Raw genomic sequence first — 20588 nt, forward strand, 5'->3', positions numbered from 1 at the left:
CTATAAAAAAGCATAAAGGGAATCACATATTTCTACATGAAATCGGAAAGGAATTGATGCAAATCACTTTATATTTATCCAACTGTGGAAATAGGCTTTATTTTCTTTATTTTGGTAAATAAGCAGTATCTAGCGTTCAATTACCCACATTTTATCCAGATTAGGCTGCTATTTGCTAACATAACTCAGTATTTACACATAACTCACATTATTATTGATGATTTTTATTAGATAAATGCAACAACATTAGTAATTACAATGGTTTTAGAAAGATTATATTCACAATGAACCATATTTGTCCGCATATCCACTATTTTTATAATTTTCCTTTTGATTTTTTGTAGGTATTATAAGATAGGTTTTAATACATTAGAAGAATACTCCCTAGTATTATGTGGAGAGTTATATATTGCTAGAATTGAATTTGTATAGAAGTGCATAAAAAATGACTCCATTTTATATGAAGTCATTTCGATTTAGTATTTATAAGTAGAGTAGCAGAAATGGATTACTAATTATACAAACACGAATAGCCCTCTACTTTCGATTTTTTCAAAAATAGAGAGCTCATTACTATTATTTTATTTCCATTGCGGTTAGCACCTGATCTGGAGTTGTTATTGTTATTCCAGCACGTACTAAACGTTCGAAGGTACGCATAAACTCTAGTAAATTAAACTGCTTTGGTAGTTCAATAACACGAAGTTTTTCTTGTGGCAGCTTATCAATTGCCTCGATAAACCATTCACGTACATCACTTGGAATCGTGCGTTCTTTATGGCCACGAACTTTTAGTTTTTCACGTATTTCAATTTCTAAAGCGATATATGCATGGAGATTAACGCCCTGATCATATGCATATTTTCTAAATAACGTTTCTTCCTGGTATTTTAGATAATTACGGTGATAAGACTCTTCCGTCACTGGTACCGCAAACTTCTGCTTCAGTAGTGCATGTACATTTCTAAATATCTTCTTAATGTTATGAAGAGAATACATAGAATAATGTAGACCGAAATTAAAGACAGCTTGCTCACGGTCACTATTTCTCTCTTTTGGTATGTGCTGCGCAATAAGAGGGTAGAGACCTTCTTTCGCTGCTGTATCAAGAATTTGATATTGAGATGTCTGATGCAATAGTTTCTTCAATGTATATACAATTTTCGTTGGATATCCTTCTTTTCGATCAACCATATCACGAAGCCCACGAATGACACTGCGAATTTGACGATGACAAGTATGCTTTAATACATGAATGAATTTATTCATGTCTGCAGACAATTCACCGATATTCATCTCTTGTAGGACTGCTTCGATAAATTTCGCTTTTCGAGCATAGGTAGCTTTTGGTGTAAATGGATCCCTATGTTGTTCTTCTCCAGCTTCTTTCGAACATAAGAAGTCTGGATCGATAGACAGATATAATGTCGTATATCGTTTTGTATGCTTTACACCTTTTTGCATTTTGCAAATTTTGAATAGGGGATTCCCCGTACATGGTAATGCAGCTGTTAATTCCTCGATAACCGCACGAATCTGATGCGGATATTTTTTATGTAAGAAACGATACATCCCACCGAAGTGAGTTTTGTTTCCTCTTTCGTCCTGCTTGTCTAAAGAACGCTTTAATGTTGTTTCCGTATGTTGTTGCATTGCGATGTCTAAGAATAGTTTCTTAGCTGCTACAGATAGCTTAAAGAAATCCTTTGTAAATACAACAGGACTAATATATACGTACGGATTTGCTTTTTCTGTTTCCTCATTCATAAAATGAGTGAGTTTGATTGTATAACGGCCATCTACTCCATTTTCGATGGAGATAATGTTATGTAAGTTTAATTTCTTTAATGCGATATAGAATTGAGAGTGTTGGATATAAGCAAATTCTTCTTTATATTGCTTGTAATCTTCCCACATCATATGTATGGTTACATTTGGAATGACGCCGTTTGTATAGCATTTTTTATGTAAGTACAAGAACACTTCAAGATCAGCATTCGTAATACCGTATAATTTATGCTTTCTTCCCGTTTTTTCTGCAAGTGCAGACATTGCGCGACGTGAAAAAGATGGTTTGGCTTTTTCGACAAAGCCTTCTACGTCAGCAATACGTTCTTCGTATGTCATGTGCTGCAAAATATCTTCTAAATATGTATCTTTATAGCTGTAGTATTTCTCCTCAAATGCTTCCACAAGCTTTTGCCAAGATTTGAGTGTTACTAAAACTGCATTTGTTGTTTTTCCATTTAAGCTACGTTGATTTCGTATTACAAATGACTTTCCCATCTTTTTCACCTCCGTTCTACAAATTCAGAAATATATGTCAAAATACTATAAAATATACCAATTTTGATTATAGCAAATCGAATTTTGTAAAAATGTCCTCCTTTAAGGCGAAATATGAAAAGATGAAAACCTCCCTGAAGCTTAGTGCCCCAAGGGATTTCATGAATATGCTAAAAAAAATAAAGGACATGATACCGCTGTAGATTTTCATCTTTCTAGAAAGAAAAGAACTAGAAGTGATAACCTTTATAATGCTTGATTTAATAATGGTTTTAATGAATTTAGATTATCTCAAAAGGGACATGATACCGCTGTAGATTTTCATCTTTTTTGTTCTATGGATTTTAGGAGGATAGCTTTAAATCGTTGATGTGATAGGCTTCATATCAAATGTTAGAGTTTTCGAAAGGGACACCATATAGCTATTTTGTATTTCATGTTTTTGAAATAAGGGGACATGATATAGCTACAAGTTTTCATGTAGGGGAAAGAACTTTTAAAATGAAAAATAGCATTCTAAACATTGATATATAGGTAGTTTTAAGCCTTTCAAGATAAATTCGAAAGGGACATGATATAGCTATAAGTTTTCATATCGAATATTAAGAGGATTGAACAAATCCTTTTATATCAGGGATGTAGGGGTTAATGAAAAAAATTTTTCGTTTATTATTTTTAATAAAGATATTGATACAATTTTCATCTTTATCTCGAAAGGGACATGATACCGCTATAGATTTTCATGTTTATATGAAAATAATCTTATTTAATGGTGCTAATGTTATTATAAAGTAGGCTATACAATAGCTATGTTTTACAAATTGTTGTTGTTCTATATAATAAATAAAAGAAAAAACTTCAATGCTACGTGATGAAACATCATTAATAGCGAGGTTAAAAGAATGAAAATTCTGATATTTTTTCATGTTTTTATATAAGGGAATTCATATAGCTATATTATTTCAACTTGAAATAATAAGATTTTAAAAATTTAAGGAAGAAGGAGGGGGACATATGGATAATGTTCTACAATTGTTTCGTGATGCATTATTAATATCGGAACCACTTTATAAAGATAACGAGACATTATGGGATAAATGGAATGCTTATTATAAGGATGTGAAAGAAGATAACAGCAAAATAGTAACTTCTGCATATCTTTCTCCTTCTTTTTCAATGCTAGTACAATGGCTTGAAAAGCAGCAAAAAAGAGGAGTTTCTTCATTACAAATATTCACAGAGATAGATCAATATAAAGATGAAATACAAGAAGCAATAGATTTATTTATTCACCAGGAGTTCTTAAGGTCCATAAAGAGTAACAATGAAATGGAAACTATTCCGTTAGAGGATGATAAACGAGTAAAACCAAATGATTATTATGAGGTTAATAACTCTGCTGTTTATTATAAATTAAGAGATGGAATTGCGAAAAATCAATTTGAAGAGGATGAAGAAACGAAAATAAAGTCATATCCAATTGAAACAAAGGATAGTAATGGACTGGCTCAACTTTCTTCTCATAAAGATGAAGATTTAAGGTTAACAAACATAGAGGAAGCAGCTCGGTGGAATACACTCGTGGATGGTGTTATGAGTAATATGGATGACTTAACAGCAGATTGTCTGGATTCTATCACTATTCAATGGTTGAATGAGGCTAAATCACCAGATGAGTTCATTGATTTCTCATATGAACAAGTTTTAGAAATGTGTAGTATTCCTAAGGCAAAAGCTAATGGAATTGAATATTATCGAGCTGAAGATAAGATTAAAGTTGCTAAAAGAATTGCTGCTTTAGCAAGTATTTTTATATATCTTAATGATGAAAATGAGGTTGTAGTTTTAAGTGATCGTGCAGAACCGGGTAAACATTACGAAGTAAAACGTGAAATCATAAAAAGGCTTTTTGTGCTTGATTCAGTGGTGCTTTGGAGAGATAAAAATACAAATGAATACATGGGAATAGAATCATGCCGAATTAAACCAGGTAGTTTCTTGTCAAGCTACTTATATGGTTCAAATAGTACAAACGCATTACTTTCTAAAAAAGCACTGGAATACAATAGTTATAGGCATAAGTATCACAAAAGACTAATTCGTTATTTAACATGGCAGTGGAGAATTCGACAAATGTTTTCTAGTTTAAGCAGGCCTTATTCTATAGGTGGGGATAAAGGACTATTAGCAGTAATGGATATTAAACAAAATCAAAAACCTAATAGAATCAGAGACCAATTAGAAAATGTCTTAATGGATCTAGAACGTGAAAAGGTTATTTCACATTGGGAGTATGAGAATGGATTAGATGAAGAGCAATTAACAAAAAAGAATTGGTTTAAAAATTATTATTCACAGTTAGGTATTAGGATATTTCCACCTAAAGAGTTAATGAATGCAATGGAGGATCTACCTAAAAAGAATAATACCAATGTGATACAAGTGGAAAAAGCTGTTACCAAGAAAGAAAGTAAGCCCATAAGTGTGGATGAAAGTGAATATGTAATCCGTGAAAAGATTATATTTTTGCATACGAAGAAGAATATAACAATGAGGGAGCTTTCAGAAGAGATAGGCATATCACAACCTACTCTTTCTAGGTTCTACAATCAAAAAACTAAGCGTCTTTCAGGTGTTGCTAAAGAGAAGTTGAACCGTTGGTATAAAAGGCAAGTTATAATCGATAAAATGTAATGAATAAGCTTACAAATTATGTATAAGAAGAGTAAAGTGAAGGGATGTCCTAGATATGGTACTAGGACATCTTTTTTTGCTTTAATGGGGTTTAATCTATAAATAATAATCGATAATACTCTTAATAGATTAGTGAAATCATAGTAAAAAATTCTTCTATAGACAAGAAGTTTTTTTAGTAAGTCTATCCTATTCTGAATCTAGTACTGTTTGGTTCAATTTTATGGATCACTTCGTTTATGAATATGTAATTTTACATATTCATATAAAGTACATATATACATAAAAAACCATAAAATTATATTGAAATCATTTTTTAGAAAGATATACATTAAGATTGAATTATATCATTAAATTTTTCATTTAATTATCGTAGTATAATTATTTCACCTAGTGAATTTAAAGTTACACTTAAATTTTTTAAGTATAACTTTAATGAAACAAAACATTTAATATCAGAAAAATCAAATATAACATATGCGATTTTCTAGTTTACTTATGAAAAAAATAGTGTTTAAATGATGGGGAAGTAAAGTCTTTACGCTCTATTAAAAAATCGAGTGTACGAGAGGAGAAATTCTAACGTTAGATTTTACAACATACACGATTAATATCGTAAAAAATAATAGTGAAGAGGTGTACGGAATGAAGAATAAAATTATGGCAGGATTTTTAATAACATCAATGGTTTCTGGTGCTACTATTCCTATCAATACACTCGCAATGCCAATCGTTCGGGCAGAAATGAAACAAGATAATATAGATATTTCCTCAGCATTAAGAAAAATAGGTGCACACTCCAAATTAACACAAACCTTTATAGATGGAGCCTTAGCAAGTCCGAATGTACAACTTGAAGAAGTTCCATCTTTAAATACAAATCAATTTCTAATTAAACAAGATATGAAAGAGTGGTCATCCGAACTTTATCCAAAATTTATTCTATTAAATTCAAAAAGTAAAGGATTTGTAACTAAATTTAATAGTTATTATCCAACATTAAAAGGGTTTGTAGATAATAAGGAAGATAAAGATGGGTTTACAGATAGACTGGAAGTCCTTCAAGACATGACCATAACAAACCAAGAAAGTGTGCAACGTCAAATTAATGAGTTAATAGATCTAAAACTACAGGTAAATAAAAAGTTGAAAAATCTTGATTCCGATGTGATAAAAGCACAGAGTATCCTTAGTTCAGAGGGAACAGGAAAAATAGATAAGTTAAAAACAGAAATGCTAGATACAAAAAAATCAATTCAAAATGATTTACAGCAAATAGCATTATTACCAGGAGCCTTAAATGAACAAGGGCTAAAGGTATTCCAAGAAATTTATAGTCTATCGAAAGATATCATTGAACCGGCTGCTCAAACAGCAGTAGTAGCGTATAACAAAGGAAAAGAAATAAACAATGCTATTGTAGACGCAGAGAAGAAAGCAGAGCAAGAAGCAAAAGAAAAGGGAAAATCAGCTATAGAAATTGAGGCTGCCAAAAAAGAAGCACGTGAAGCAATAGAGAGAAGTAAAAAAGGTGAAATTGCTGCAGCTGCAGTTACAAAAACGAAAGAGTATGATCTTATGAAAGTGATTGATCCTGAAAAAATAAAAAAAACATATAATACTTTTGCTGAAATTAATAAACTAACAGCAGAGCAACGTGCATATTTAAATGATTTAGAGAAACAAAATCAGAAATTATATGACTTAACAACTAAATTAACTGTAGTGGATTTACAAAAATCAATGATTCTTTTCATGCAAAATGATTTGCATACATTTGCTAACCAAGTAGATGGAGAAATTGAGCTAATGAAACGTTACAAAGAGGATTTGGATCTAATAAATAATAGTATTACAAAATTATCGACTGAAGTTGATGCCAATAACACTCAGTCTCAAAAAGATACATTAAGACGATTAAAAAGTGTAACAACTCAACTCGAAGAACAAGTTTATAAATTCTAATATTAAGAACATATGTTTATCAAAAAGATTATATTGCAACTGAAAATAAGGAGGAGATCAAATGATGAAATTTCCATTTAAGGTTATAACTTTAGCCACTTTAGCAACGGTTATAACTGCTACGAATGGTAGTACTATTCATGCACTTGCACAAGAACAGACAGCTCAGGAACAGAAAATAGAAAATTATGCGTTAGGACCTGATGGATTAAAGAAAGCGTTGGCTGAAACAGGCTCTCATATTCTTGTAATGGATTTGTACGCAAAAACTATGATTAAGCAACCGAATGTAAATTTATCCAATATTGATTTAGGTTCCGGAGGAGGAGAATTAATCAAAAATATTCACCTAAATCAGGAACTGTCACGAATCAATGCAAATTACTGGTTAGATACAGCGAAGCCAAACATTCAAAAAACAGCACGTAATATTGTAAATTATGATGAGCAATTTCAAAACTATTACGACACATTAGTAGACACTGTAAAAAAGAAAGATAAGGTGAGCCTCAAAGAAGGAATAGGGGATTTAATCGATACAATTCATACAAATTCAAATGATGTTACGGAAGTCATTAAGATGTTAGAGGCTTTTAAAACAAAGTTGTATACAAATACTGTAGATTTTAAAAATAATGTTGGTGGTCCAGATGGACAGGGCGGATTGACGGCTATATTAGCGGGAAAACAAGCACTAGTCCCACAACTTCAGGCCGAAATTGAGAATTTACGTTCTACACAGAAATCACATTTTGATAATGTATTAGCCTGGTCAATTGGTGGTGGATTAGGAGCTGCTATTTTAGTTATTGGAACGATTGCAGGAGCAGTAGTAATTGTTGTGACGGGTGGTACAGCTACACCAGCTGTTGTTGGTGGTCTTACAGCTCTAGGAGCCGCTGGTATCGGTTTAGGAACAGCAGCTGGTGTCGAGGCATCTAATCATATGAATTCTTATAATGAAATTTCGAATAAAATCGGAGAATTAAGTATGAAAGCTGATCTGGCTAATCAAGCGGTTATTTCACTTACTAATACCAAGGACACTCTAACATATTTGTATCAGACAGTGGACCAAGCAATCATGTCTCTAACAAGTATTCAGCAACAATGGAATAAAATGGGGGCTAATTATAAAGATTTATATGATAATATCGATCAAATGCAAGAACATAAACTTTCGTTAATACCTGACGATTTAAAAGCTGCTAAACAAAGTTGGAATGATATTCATAAGGACGCAGAATTCATTTCCAAAGACATTGCTTTTAAACAAGAAAAAACAAACTAAAAATCAATATATATTCATAGGAGGAATTAAAGTGAATAATAATTTTCCTTATAAACTACTTGCTGTATCGACGTTTTTAACCCTGACAACAACTACTGTAGTTTCACCAGTAGCTGCTTTTGCAAGTGAAAGTAAAATAGAACAAACCAGTACGGAAGATATATCTCTTTCTGTAAACAGTGAAAAGATGAAAAAAGCTTTGCAAGATGCTGGGGTATTTGCAAAATCCATGAATGATTACTCTTATTTGTTAATTAATAATCCAGATGTTAACTTTGAAGGAATTGATATTAAAGGATATACAAATCTACCTAGTCAAATTGCACAAGATCAAAAGAATGCAAGAGAGCATGCTACAAAATGGGATGCGCACATAAAAAAACAACTTTTAGATACCCTTACAGGAATTGTAGAGTATGATACCACATTTGACAATTATTACGATACATTAGTAGAAGCAATTAATGAAGGAGATGCAGATACATTAAAAGAAGGCATTACAGATTTACAAGGTGAGATTAAACAAAACCAAGCATATACACAGAATTTAATACAAGAACTAGCTAAGTTAAGAGATAGTATTGGAGAAGATGTCCGAGCATTTGGAGGTCATAAAGATATCTTGCAATCGATTTTAAAAAATCAAGCATCTGGAATAGATGAAGATGAAAAACGCCTAAATGATGTTTTAGAGCAAGTAAGACATTTTAAACAAGTAGAGTCGGATGGAATAATAACTGTATCAGTTCCCTCAATTCCTACATGGATTGCTGGCGGTGTAATGATTGGGGTTGCAAGAAATAATTTAGGTACGTTAGAGCCGTTATTAGCGCAATTACGGCAAACGGTAGACTATAAAATAACATTAAATCGTGTAGTTGGGGTTGCGTATAATAATATTGCTGAAATGCAAAATGCAATTGGATCAGCTATTAATGCTCTTACCTATATGTCAGCACAATGGCATGATTTAGATTCTCAATATTCAGGAGTACTTAATCATATTGATAAAGCATCCCAAAAGGCAGATCAAAATAAATTTAAATTTTTAAAACCTAACCTGAATGCAGCAAAAGATAGTTGGAAAACATTAAGAGCAGATGCATTTACATTAAAAGAAGGAATAAAAACATTAAAAATGGATCCTGTTTCTTCGAAAAAATAGGGAAGTATACTAAAAAGGTGGAGTTGTATCAAGAGCTTCACCTTTTTTTATTGTAGTTGAGTTGTATAAACAAGTTTCATCTTGTTTCAATTGTGAAAGGACTTCTTTGAGTCGATTAGTGTATATATAGCTTATTTTGCTATGCACATATTTAATCGACTTGAAGAAGTTCTTTTTGTGTTGCATTCAAGTTAGGAATCACTTGTATATAGAACATCGGAGGCTAATAGTACACTAAATGAAAAAGCACATAATTTGTGCTCGTTTTTCTCATGAAACAATAGGGGTTTATTTAAAGGAAACGATCTATGATTGCGATTGTATGGAATATCTAAATATTCAAAAGTTAAATACATCCGAACAAATTAAATTTATGCATAATGGACAAATGGTATTAAGAACATTACAAGACATATGTAATGAGAGAAAATTTACTATCATCGCTTGTACTGTAGTAAAGATATTAAAATAAATAGGCACGAGGGCTTATATTTAGATATTACAACTAAAAAATAATGTGAATAACTAGCACAGCTATTAGGCTTTTTTCATTTAGAAAAATACTATGGACATTATTAAAGATCCTTATTATTAAATTTTTTTGATTAGATCTGACATTTTATTAACACTCATACTACTAATAATAAAATCTATTATAAATATATATCTTATATATTAAAAAGAAATAAAGATAAAACTATTATAGGTTATCAAAAATAGGGGGAAACTCTACTCCCACAAGGGAAAATTTGATGTTAGCACGTAAAAAATCATAAATAGTAAAAAATGTATCCGTAGATTCAATAATTATAAGACTTTCAATTCTACAAAAAAGCAGAAAGAAAATCATATGTTTCTACATGAAATCGGAAAGAAATTGATACAAATTACTTTATATTTATTCAACTATGGAAATAAGCTTCATTTACTTTATTTTGGTAAATAAGCAGTATTTAACGTTCAATTATCCACATTTTGTTCAGAAAATGTAGTTATTTGTTAACATTACTCAGTATTTACACATAACTCACATTATTATTGATGATTTTTATTAGATATATACAACAACACTAGTAGTTACAATGATGTCAGAAAAATACTATTCACATTCGAGTATATTTGTCCTCATATCCACTATTTTTATAATTTTATTTTTGATTTTTTGTAGGTATTATGAGGTATGTTTTATTACATTAGAAGAATACTCCCTGGCACTATGTGGAGAGTTATATAGTGCTAGAAGAGAATTTGTATAGAAGTGCATAAAAAAAGACTTCATTTTACATGAAGTCCTTCTGATTTTGTATTTATAAATAGAGTAGTAGAAAAAGAGTATGAATGAAACAACTACGAATAGCCCTCTAATTTCGATTTTTTCAAAAATAGAGAGCTCGTTACTATTATTTTATTTCCATTGCGTGTAGCACCTGATCTGGAGCTGTTATTGTTACACCAGCACGTACTAAACGTTCGAAGGTACGCATAAACTCTAGTAAATTAAACTGCTTTGGTAGCTCAATCACACGAAGTTTTTCTTGTGGCAGCTTATCAATTGCCTCGATAAACCATTCGCGCACATCACTTGGAATTGTGCGTTCTTTATGGCCACGAACTTTTAGTTTTTCACGCATTTCAATTTCTAAAGCGATATATGCATGGAGATTCACTCCTTGATCATATGCATATTTTCTAAATAACGTTTCTTCCTGGTATTTTAGATAATTACGGTGATAAGACTCTTCTGTTACTGGTACCGCAAACTTCTGCTTCAATAATGCATGCACATTTTTAAACATCTTTTTAATGTTACGAAGAGAGTACATAGAATAATGTAGGCCGAAATTAAAGATAGCTTGCTCACGTTCGCTATTTCTCTCTTTTGGTATATGCTGCGCAATAAGAGGGTAGATACCTTCTTTTGCTGCTGTATCGAGAATTTGATATTGAGATGTCTGATGCAATAGTTTCTTCAATGTATATACAATTTTCGTTGGATATCCTTCTTTTCGATCAACCATGTCACGTAGTCCGTGAATTACACTGCGAATTTGACGATGACAAGTATGCTTTAATACATGAATGAATTTATTCATGTCTGCAGAAAGTTCACCGATATTCATCTCTTGTAGGATTGCTTCGATAAATTTCGCTTTTCGAGCATAGGTAGCTTTTGGTGTAAATGGATCCCTATGTTGTTCTTCTCCAGCTTCTTTCGAACATAAGAAGTCTGAATGGATAGACAGATATAATGTTGTATATCGTTTTGTATGCTTTACACCTTTTTGCATTTTGCAAATTTTGAATAGGGGATTCCCCGTACATGGTAATGCAGTTGTTAATTCATCGATAACCGCACGGATCTGATGCGGATATTTTTTATGTAAGAAACGATACATCCCACCGAAGTGAGTTTTGTTTCCTCTTTCGTCCTGCTTGTCTAAAGAACGCTTTAATGTTGTTTCCGTATGTTGTTGCATTGCGATGTCTAAGAATAGTTTCTTAGCTGCTACAGATAGCTTAAAGAAATCCTTTGTAAATACAACAGGACTAATATATACGTACGGATTTGCTTTTTCTGTTTCCTCATTCATAAAATGAGTGAGTTTGATTGTATAACGGCCATCTACTCCATTTTCAATGGAGATAATGTTATGTAAGTTTAATTTCTTTAATGCGATATAGAATTGAGAGTGTTGGATATAAGCAAATTCTTCTTTATATTGCTTGTAATCTTCCCACATCATATGTATGGTTACATTTGGAATGATGCCGTTTGTATAGCATTTTTTATGTAAGTACAAGAACACTTCAAGATCAGCATTCGTAATACCGTATAATTTATGTTTTCGTCCTGCTTTTTCTGCAAGTGTAGACATTGCCCGACGTGAAAAAGATGGTTTGGCTTTTTCAACAAAACCTTCTACATCCGCAATACGCTCTTCGTATGTCATGTGCTGCAAAATATCTTCTAAATATGTATCTTTATAGCTGTAGTATTTCTCCTCAAATGTTTCCACAAACTTTTGCCAAGATTTGAGTGTTACTAAAACTGCGTTTGTTGTTTTCCCATTTAAGCTACGTTGATTACGTATCACAAATGATTTTCCCATCTTTTTCACCTCCGTTCTACAAATTCAGAAATATATGTCAAAATACTATAAAATATACCAATTTTGATTATAGCAAATCGAAAAATGATGAAAGGTGCTCCTTTAAGAAGAAAATTAGCAACTTGCAACAGCTTATGAAGCTAGTTGTATCAAGGGATAAGAGAATTTCATGATTTTTTTTTGTGTTAAGGATACCGCAAACGTGTTGCAAGTTATGTGGTATGTATAAAAGTAAGCGAAAAAGCACCTAAACCCTTGGTATATAAAGGATTAGAGTGAAAATGGTAGGGAAGTTAGGGAAAGGATACCGCAAACATGTTGCAAGTTAGTGAACGCAATCATTAAAAATGAATTGTAATAAATACCCTTGATATAAAAGGATTGGTCGGCATTTATAGAATGAAAATAGGGAAAGGATACCGCAAACAGTGTTGCATCTTGTGAGGGAAATAAGGGCATGCATACCGCAAACGTGTTGCAAGTTGGGTAATATGTATAAAAGTAAATAGAAAAGCACCTAAACCCTTGGTATATAAAGGATTAGAGTGAAAATGGTAGGAAAGTTAGGGAAAGGATACCGCAAACATGTTGCATATTATGTATGTAACTTATTAAAAATATGAGATAAATAGCTTAAAAACTTTAAAATGACATGATTTTTTTTAGAATTACTTAGTTGAGAAATAAATTATACTGTTGCAAGTTGAAAGAGATAGGGAAAGGATACCGCAAACGTGTTGCAAGTTGATTAGAAATAGGTAAGAGAAAGAGCAAACGTGTTGCAAGTTGAGAAATATAAGGCAAACAAAGCGCAAAAAGAATGTAAGTAAGGAGAAATAGGTAAGAAAAAAAGCAACCTGTTGCAAGTTGAGGAGTTAAGGAAAGCAAGGCGCAAAAGAAATGTAGGAAGAAGAAATAGGGAAAAGAAAGAGCAGTATGTTGCAAGTTGAGAAATATAAGGAAAGCAAAGCGCAAAAAGAATGTCAGTAAAGGAAAATAGGTAAGAGGAAGAACAACCTGTTGCAAGTTAAAGAGTTAAGGAAAGTAAAGCGCAAAAGGAATGTAAGTAAGGAGAAATAGGTAAGAGGAAGAACAACCTGTTGCAAGTTGGAGAGTTAAGGAAAGCAAGGCGCAAAAGAAATGTAGGAAGAAGAAATAGGGAAAAGAAAGAGCAGTATGTTGCAAGTTGAGAAATATAAGGAAAGCAAAGCGCAAAAGGAATGTAAGTAAGGGGAAATAGGTAAGAAAAAAAGCAACCTGTTGCAAGTTGAAGAGTTAAGGAAAGCAAAGCGCAAAAGGAATGTAGGAAGAAGAAATAGGGAAAAGAAAGAGCAGTATGTTGCAAGTTGAGAAATATAAGGAAAGCAAAGCGTAAAAGGAATGTAAGTAAGGGGAAATAGGTAAGAAAAAAAGCAACCTGTTGCAAGTTAAGGAGTTAAGGAAAGCAAAGCGCAAAAGAAATGTAGGAAAAAGAAATAGAGAAAAGAAAGAGCAGTATGTTGCAAGTTAAGGAGTTAAGGAAAGCAAAGCGCAAAAGAAATGCAAGTAAGAAGAAATAGGGAAAAGAAAGAGCAGCATGTTGCAAGTTCAGGAAAGAAAGTTGCAAAAGGAATGCAAGAAAAGCAGAATAGAGAAGAAAGAAACAAAAATTTGTAAATATCTGTTACAATAAATTAAATATAATAGTAGTTAAGATTTTTATACTGAGAATTATTTAATTGTGATCCATGGTTTAGGGAGGAAAAGAAAGTGGATAACTTATTACAAATGTTTCGAGATGCATTGTTAATCTCTGAGCCAATTTATAAAACTAACGAGCTAGTATGGAATAAGTGGAATGCATATTTTAAAGATGTTGAAAACAATAATAATAAAGTACTCACATCACCTCATGCTTCCCCATCATTTACTGCATTAGTGTCTTGGCTAGAGAAAAAACAAGAATCCGGTACTACATTAGTACAAATTTATGCCAAAATTGATTCCTATAAGGAAGAAATATATAAAGAAATTGAAGGATTTATAGACAAAGAATTCCAAAATATAGCTTCTTCAAGTTCCATAATAGTAGAAAATGATCAAAATATAGAAGAGACAAGTATAGTAAACCATGAGGATTATTATGAGGTAAATAACTCTGCTGTTTATTATAAGCTAAGAGATGGGATTGCAAAAAATCAATTTGAAGAAGATGAACTGAGTAAGGTTTTACAATATCCTATTGAAACAAAATCTTCTAATGGTGTAGCCCAGCTTTCTTCACACAAAGATGAAGATTTAAGACTTACTAATATAGAAGAAGCAGCTCGATGGAATACTCTTGTTGATGATGTAATGAGTAATATGGATGATTTAACGGCAGATTGTTTAGATGCAATTACAATACAATGGATAAACGAAGCAAAATCTCCAGACGAATTCATTGATTTTTCTTATGAGCAAGTTTTAGAGATGTGCAACATTCCAAAAACAGTAGTCAAAAATAAGGAATACTATAGAGCGGAAGATAAAATTAAAATAGCAAAAAGAATTGCAGCTTTAGCAAGTATTTTTATCTATTTAAATGATGAGAATGAAGTCGTAGTATTAAATGACCGTGAAGATGAAGGGGAACGACTAGAATTAAAGCGTGAGGTTGTTAAACGATTATTTGTATTAGATTCGGTTGTATTGTGGAGACATAGTGTTACAAATGAATATATGGGTATTGAATCTTGTCGTATTAAGCCAGGCAGCTTTTTAACCAATTATTTATACGGATCTAATAATACAACAGCATTATTGTCTAAAAAAGCACTTGAATACAATAGTTATAGACACAAATATCATAAAAGGTTAATACGATACTTAACATGGCAATGGAGAATTAGACAAATGTATTCATCATTGAAAAAGCCATATTCTATAGGTGGGGACAAAGGCCTGCTAGCAGTAATGGATATCCCGAAAGATTGGAAGCCTAATCGTATTAGAGAACAGTTAGAAAACGTTCTAATGGATTTAGAAAATGAAAAAGTAATCTCTCATTGGGAGTATAGTGACCCACTGGATGAACAACAAATTGGGAAACGTAATTGGTTTAAAAATTATTACACTAACTTAGGAATAACGATTTTGCCACCTGAAGAAATGCTACAGTCAATGGATAGGGTAATAGGAAAGAAGATTGTAGAGGAACCACAAGAGCAATTACCCGAAGTAACAGTTGTTAAAGAAATAAAGAAGACTGTAGAATCAGTCGAACAAATAGAGAAAAAGATCCGTGACAAAATACTGAAAGTACACAATGAAAAAAAGGTAAGCATTCGTGAAATAGCAGATGAAATGAGTATTTCTCCGTCTACATTATCTAGGTTTTGTAATTATAAAACAAAACGTTTATCTAAAAAAGCATTAGAAAAGCTAACAAAATGGTGTGAAAGGCAAGAAATATTAGAAAAGATGTAACATAGACTAAATAATTCTTTTAATAATAGTCAAAGTAAAATACACATACATTATGTATGTGTATTTTACTTATTATTACCAATAATAGTCTGAATTTTCTTTATTGATGGTGGTTTTGGCGGGCGAAGATCCTACTGGAAAGTCATTATAGTTATGCTGTTTAATCCACTGCAATTAAATTTCTTGTCTTATCGATATGGTTCAGTAACATACGATATTCTTCTTCATACATAGTGATACGTTGTAGAAGAGATTGATTCTCTGTTTTTAAATCTTCAATTTGATTTTGTAATTTTGTCAATTCATTCACATCTTTATAATTTTGTAGAAAGAGAATAATATCATCTAATGTAATAGACAAAGAGTTTTTTTCTTTTTCTGATGGGGAGAGGGGATTGTTGTTTCCCATTTTTCGGTCTTGTTTTGCTAGTTGTATTTCTTCTTGGTATTGTTTTCTCACATATGAATTCCAACGAAATCCACAAGCTGCGGGTGTTCTAGCTAGTAGTTTTGCTACTTCTTTGAATGCAGCTAACTGTGTTCCACCGTTACGAATATTCTGAAGTACTGTTGATGCGAGAAGTAAATCGTTATCATCAGTCCAGGAATCTTGTCTTGAGATTACCACGTTTTAACCCCCCTTATATGTTTTATATTATATATATGCAATTACTCAAAATGATAGAAGTTTAACTTCTCTTGAAATAATTGGGAGTAAGTTGGTAGAAGTATGTATGATTTTACATGCAAAATTGCATTTAAGGTTGACTATTCCACAAGGTGTAACTACACTGGTTACAGTGATGCGACTGAATTAATAAAGTTGTTGGTATGAATTGGTTGTATTAATGATGTATAAACAAATATTAAAGAATGAATGGAGTTGAAAATATAGTCCTACATATAAAACGTTTGTATAAAAAGAAATTAGGTAATATACATTTTTTTATAAGTATATATAAATAAAAAGAGGTGTGCGTTTTGAAAATTTTTAAGGGAATTCTAGTTTCTTCAATTGCATTAACAGCATTTAATGGAGTAGGCAGTATACTTCCAAGTGAAAAATCAGAAGTTGCCTACGCAGCTACTTATAATTATTCAAATAAGCAATTGAATTCTACTGTACATAAGCAAGTTACTAAACAATTAATTTTAAAATTTAAAAATGAAGTGAATTTACCATATCAGGATGGAATAGAGAAATTCATTAAAGAAGAAAAACAAGATCCTGAATTAATTGGAATTTTAGCTGAATATCCAAATGTAACTATAAATCGACTTTTTAATTCTTTAAATCCTAAAGAAATTAAAAATCTTGGTAAAGAAATAAAAGATTCCGATCATATTTCTTCTAATTTGCTAAACTATTATATTATAGAAACTCAAGATGATATTGATGTACAAGCATTACTTACAAAAATTGAAAAATCATCTCTTGTTGAAACGGCGTATTTACAGGAAGAAGAAGCGCCACCAGCAGAGCGTTTGCCAAATTTATCTGTTAATCCATATGATGAGCCTAGACTTACAAGACAAGGTTACCTTGAACCAGCACCATTAGGAATTAATGCACCTTATGCCTGGAGCATAAAAGGTGGAGATGGAAAAGGAACTACTTTCGTAGATATGGAGTATGGGTGGTTATTTAATCATGAGGATTTAGTGAATCAAAAGATTGAATTGATATCTGGACAGAATAAAAGCGAGCACCATGATCATGGTACCTCAGTCTTAGGAATTGTTTCGGCAGAGGATAATAACATAGGTGGAATTGGGATCGCACCGAAGGCTAAGGTAAAGGTTGTATCCCAGATTAGGGATAACGGAAATTATAATACAGCTGATGCTATTTTAAGTGCGGTTAACAATATGCAAGCTGGAGATATTCTTTTACTAGAGGCACAAGCAACTTACGATGGATATGGAGATAAGAACTATTTTCCTGTGGAAGTAAAACCAGACATATTTGATGCAATTCGTATGGGAACAAATAAGGGAATTATTATTATTGAAGCAGGTGCAAATGGCGGAAATGACTTGGATCAATTTAGAGACCGTAATGGTAAACAAGTTTTAAATCGTAATAGTCCTGATTTTAAAGATTCAGGGGCAATTATGGTTGGGGCAGCTTCTGCAAGGGTTCCTCATAAGCGTTCATATTTCTCTAATTACGGTAGTAGAGTGGATGTGTATGGATGGGGGAATGCAGTAGATACTACAGATGCTAAACCAAGTGAATTTATAACAAATTTATATACATCTAGTTTTGCTGGAACATCTAGCGCATCACCTATTATTGCTGGTGCTGCAGCATCAATTCAAGGAATAGCAAAAAATAATCAGGGGAGAGTATATACACCAAGTCAACTTAGGGATATTTTAAGTGATTCTAGCACCGGAACGAAATCAAATGATCCAACTTCTGATAAAATTGGTGTTTTACCTGACTTAAAAGCTATTTTATCTAAACTTGGTTTTTCACCAAACTTAGGTAATGATTCTTCCATTGTATTTCCTGAGGAACAAGAAATAAATAAAGGAAATAAGGGAAATGAAGGATCTACTATTACATTCCCGAAAGAAGATACCGCTAATAGTGGAGAGGACTCTAGCTTTATTTTCCCAGAATAATAGAAATACCTCCTATTAAGCATGGGACAAAATAGTTTACTCAATAAGAACAAAGGATATGAATTCAATAGAAATATGAATTTATATCCTTTTTATTTTAAGCTGTTTTTACTACCTTACAAAAACGTAATGTTAGCGTAATGGAAATGAATTTTGGCAGCCAATAGATTAGGATATAATTTTTGTGAGAAAAGATATGAGGTGAATAATATGAAACGAATAGTGCTTATGTGTAGCTTTTTTGTGATGTTTACTGTGTTGTTATCCGGGTGTAATTTAAATCGTCTTGGTACAGATACATATTATGTGCAAATTACCAAGGATGGTGAAAAATTAAAAGAGAAAAATGTAAATGGGGATAAGACTTACGAATATAAATTACCTGGATTTGATAAGGATGGTAAAGAGAAAGAAATGGAGTTTACAGCGTTAAAAAACCTTCGTAAAGAAGCGTTTTTACGTATATATTACTCTGAGAAAAAAGGTGTGAAATCTTGGGAAGAAGTGAAAAAAGGTGAACTCCCTACAAAGGTAAAAGAAAAATTAAAGGTGGATTAATATATAATTCTTTATCATTTTAGCCAAGAAGACTCCTTCCTCAAGGAGCGTGAAGGGTCACAGTCCAGTGAGTAGGTGGGAGATGAATTGGGTTTGAACAAGGGATGGCGGGAAGCCATCTTAATTGTTCGACATATAGAAAGTATTACTCCACTATCTATCGAATGTACGTTTGGTGTATAATGGTCATATACCGAAATGGAGGTGAATCAAATAATGATGAATAAAGCCTATAAGTTTCGTATCTATCCAAATCAAGCACAAGCAATTCTAATTAACAAAACGATTGGGTGTTCTCGTTTTGTATTCAATTATTTCCTATCCTTATGGGATCATGCATACAAAGAGACAGGAAAAGGCTTGACCTATGGTACATGCTCTGCCAAACTACCTGCCATGAAGAAAGAGCTTGTTTGGCTAAAAGAAGTGGATAGTATTGCGATTCAGTCGTCCGTTCGCAACCTTGCGGATGCTTATACGCGCTTTTTTAAAAAACAAAATAGCGCACCGCGCTTTAAATCTAAGAAGAACAACTTACAATCTTATACCACAAAACAAACAAATGAAAACATTGCCATTATAGGGAATAAAATAAAGTTGCCGAAACTAGGCCTTGTTCGATTTGCCAAAAGTTGTGAAGTAGAGGGACGTATTGTAAATGCTACAGTTAGACGGAACCCTTCTGGTAGATATTTTGTGTCACTATTAGTTGAAACAGAAATACAAGAACTTCCGAAAACACATTCTTACATTGGAATAGATGTAGGACTAAAAGATTTCGCTATTTTGTCAAATGGAACACACTATAAAAATCCGAAGTTTTTCCGATCATTAGAAGATAAGTTGGCGAAAGCACAGCGTGTTCTTTCTAGAAGAATGAAAGGATCTTCTCGCTGGAATAAACAACGAGTAAAGATAGCTAGAATTCATGAATACATATCAAATGCTAGAAAAGATTACTTGGACAAAATCTCAACTGAAATCATCAAAAACCACGATGTTATCGGTATAGAGGATTTGCAAGTATCGAATATGTTAAAAAATCATAAGTTAGCAAAAGCAATTAGTGAGGTATCTTGGTTGCAATTTCGATCAATGTTAGAATACAAAGCAAAATGGTATGGCAAACAAGTCATTGTCGTATCGAAAACATTTGCTTCCAGCCAATTATGTTCCTGTTGTGGATATCAAAATAAAGACGTTAAAAATCTAAACCTACGTGAATGGGACTGTCCTTCTTGTCGTACACACCATGATAGGGATATTAACGCAAGTATCAATCTAAAGCATGAAGCGATAAGGCTTCTAACCGCAAGGACTCCGGGGTTAGCCTAATCAATTAGAGTTCGATAGAACTCTTTACTTAGGAATCCCTCACTTCTAAACGAAGTGAAAGTGGGGGTAGTTCAATAGAGCAATATATCCTCAAACTATTAGAATG

At 32.4% G+C, this 20588-nt stretch carries 10 protein-coding genes and 2 pseudogenes; 9 read left to right on the forward strand and 3 right to left on the reverse strand.

Going from position 1 to position 20588, the window contains the following annotated elements; genetic code table 11:
- Positions 1 to 576: 576 nt before the first annotated feature.
- Positions 577 to 2286, reverse strand: a complete 1710-nt coding sequence (locus tag EBQ15_RS26685) for a hypothetical protein (protein WP_033693023.1) — start codon at positions 2284 to 2286, stop codon at positions 577 to 579.
- 1014 nt (positions 2287 to 3300) lie between these two features.
- Here EBQ15_RS26685 and EBQ15_RS32140 point away from each other — a divergent pair.
- From EBQ15_RS32140 to hblA, 5 genes and pseudogenes are all read left to right on the forward strand, one after another.
- Positions 3301 to 3592: pseudogene (locus tag EBQ15_RS32140) on the forward strand (hypothetical protein); the annotation flags it as partial.
- Positions 3593 to 3663: 71 nt separating this feature from the next.
- Positions 3664 to 4980: pseudogene (locus EBQ15_RS26695) on the forward strand (helix-turn-helix domain-containing protein); the annotation flags it as partial.
- 645 nt (positions 4981 to 5625) lie between these two features.
- Positions 5626 to 6945, forward strand: coding sequence for a hemolysin BL lytic component L2 (gene hblC / locus EBQ15_RS26700; RefSeq protein ID WP_000790990.1), 1320 nt, complete (start codon positions 5626 to 5628; stop codon positions 6943 to 6945).
- Positions 6946 to 7006: 61 nt separating this feature from the next.
- Positions 7007 to 8236 carry a hemolysin BL lytic component L1 gene (hblD, locus tag EBQ15_RS26705; RefSeq protein ID WP_000975323.1) on the forward strand — a complete coding sequence of 410 codons (1230 nt, stop codon included), beginning with the start codon at positions 7007 to 7009 and terminating at the stop codon, positions 8234 to 8236.
- Positions 8237 to 8267: 31 nt separating this feature from the next.
- Positions 8268 to 9401, forward strand: a complete 1134-nt coding sequence (hblA, locus tag EBQ15_RS26710) for a hemolysin BL binding component B (protein ID WP_001063470.1) — start codon at positions 8268 to 8270, stop codon at positions 9399 to 9401.
- 1400 nt (positions 9402 to 10801) lie between these two features.
- Here hblA and EBQ15_RS26720 read toward each other — a convergent pair.
- Positions 10802 to 12511, reverse strand: a complete 1710-nt coding sequence (locus EBQ15_RS26720; RefSeq protein WP_033693021.1) for a hypothetical protein — start codon at positions 12509 to 12511, stop codon at positions 10802 to 10804.
- Between the two features lie 1749 nt (positions 12512 to 14260).
- Here EBQ15_RS26720 and EBQ15_RS26730 point away from each other — a divergent pair.
- On the forward strand, positions 14261 to 15958 hold the full coding sequence (locus tag EBQ15_RS26730; RefSeq protein ID WP_000369383.1) for a helix-turn-helix domain-containing protein: 1698 nt from the start codon (positions 14261 to 14263) through the stop codon (positions 15956 to 15958).
- Between the two features lie 160 nt (positions 15959 to 16118).
- Here EBQ15_RS26730 and EBQ15_RS26735 read toward each other — a convergent pair whose 3' ends face one another.
- The gene (locus EBQ15_RS26735; protein ID WP_000237073.1) at positions 16119 to 16586 is read right to left on the reverse strand and encodes an RsfA family transcriptional regulator; all 468 of its coding nucleotides are present in this window, start codon (positions 16584 to 16586) and stop codon (positions 16119 to 16121) included.
- 353 nt (positions 16587 to 16939) lie between these two features.
- On the opposite strand from EBQ15_RS26735, the gene EBQ15_RS26740 reads away from it, so the two are divergent.
- From EBQ15_RS26740 to tnpB, 3 genes are all read left to right on the forward strand, one after another.
- Positions 16940 to 18589: a S8 family peptidase gene (locus EBQ15_RS26740; RefSeq protein ID WP_000688778.1), complete on the forward strand. Its 1650-nt coding sequence runs from the start codon at positions 16940 to 16942 to the stop codon at positions 18587 to 18589.
- Between the two features lie 210 nt (positions 18590 to 18799).
- Positions 18800 to 19147, forward strand: a complete 348-nt coding sequence (locus tag EBQ15_RS26745) for a YxeA family protein (protein ID WP_000822909.1) — start codon at positions 18800 to 18802, stop codon at positions 19145 to 19147.
- Positions 19148 to 19363: 216 nt separating this feature from the next.
- Positions 19364 to 20482, forward strand: a complete 1119-nt coding sequence (tnpB, locus tag EBQ15_RS26750; RefSeq protein WP_033693020.1) for an IS200/IS605 family element RNA-guided endonuclease TnpB — start codon at positions 19364 to 19366, stop codon at positions 20480 to 20482.
- Positions 20483 to 20588: the final 106 nt, after the last annotated feature.

The sequence above is a fragment of the Bacillus sp. 2D03 genome, assembly GCF_003946765.1.
GTDB lineage: Bacteria > Bacillota > Bacilli > Bacillales > Bacillaceae_G > Bacillus_A > Bacillus_A cereus.

Excerpts from the sequence above, each read along its gene's own strand:
- EBQ15_RS26685 (WP_033693023.1), bottom strand. The coding sequence starts at position 2,286 with ATGGGAAAGTCATTTGTAATACGAAATCAACGTAGCTTAAATGGAAAA.
- hblC (WP_000790990.1), top strand. The coding sequence starts at position 5,626 with ATGAAGAATAAAATTATGGCAGGATTTTTAATAACATCAATGGTTTCT.
- hblD (WP_000975323.1), top strand. The coding sequence starts at position 7,007 with ATGATGAAATTTCCATTTAAGGTTATAACTTTAGCCACTTTAGCAACG.
- EBQ15_RS26720 (WP_033693021.1), bottom strand. The coding sequence starts at position 12,511 with ATGGGAAAATCATTTGTGATACGTAATCAACGTAGCTTAAATGGGAAA.
- EBQ15_RS26745 (WP_000822909.1), top strand. The coding sequence starts at position 18,800 with ATGAAACGAATAGTGCTTATGTGTAGCTTTTTTGTGATGTTTACTGTG.
- tnpB (WP_033693020.1), top strand. The coding sequence starts at position 19,364 with ATGATGAATAAAGCCTATAAGTTTCGTATCTATCCAAATCAAGCACAA.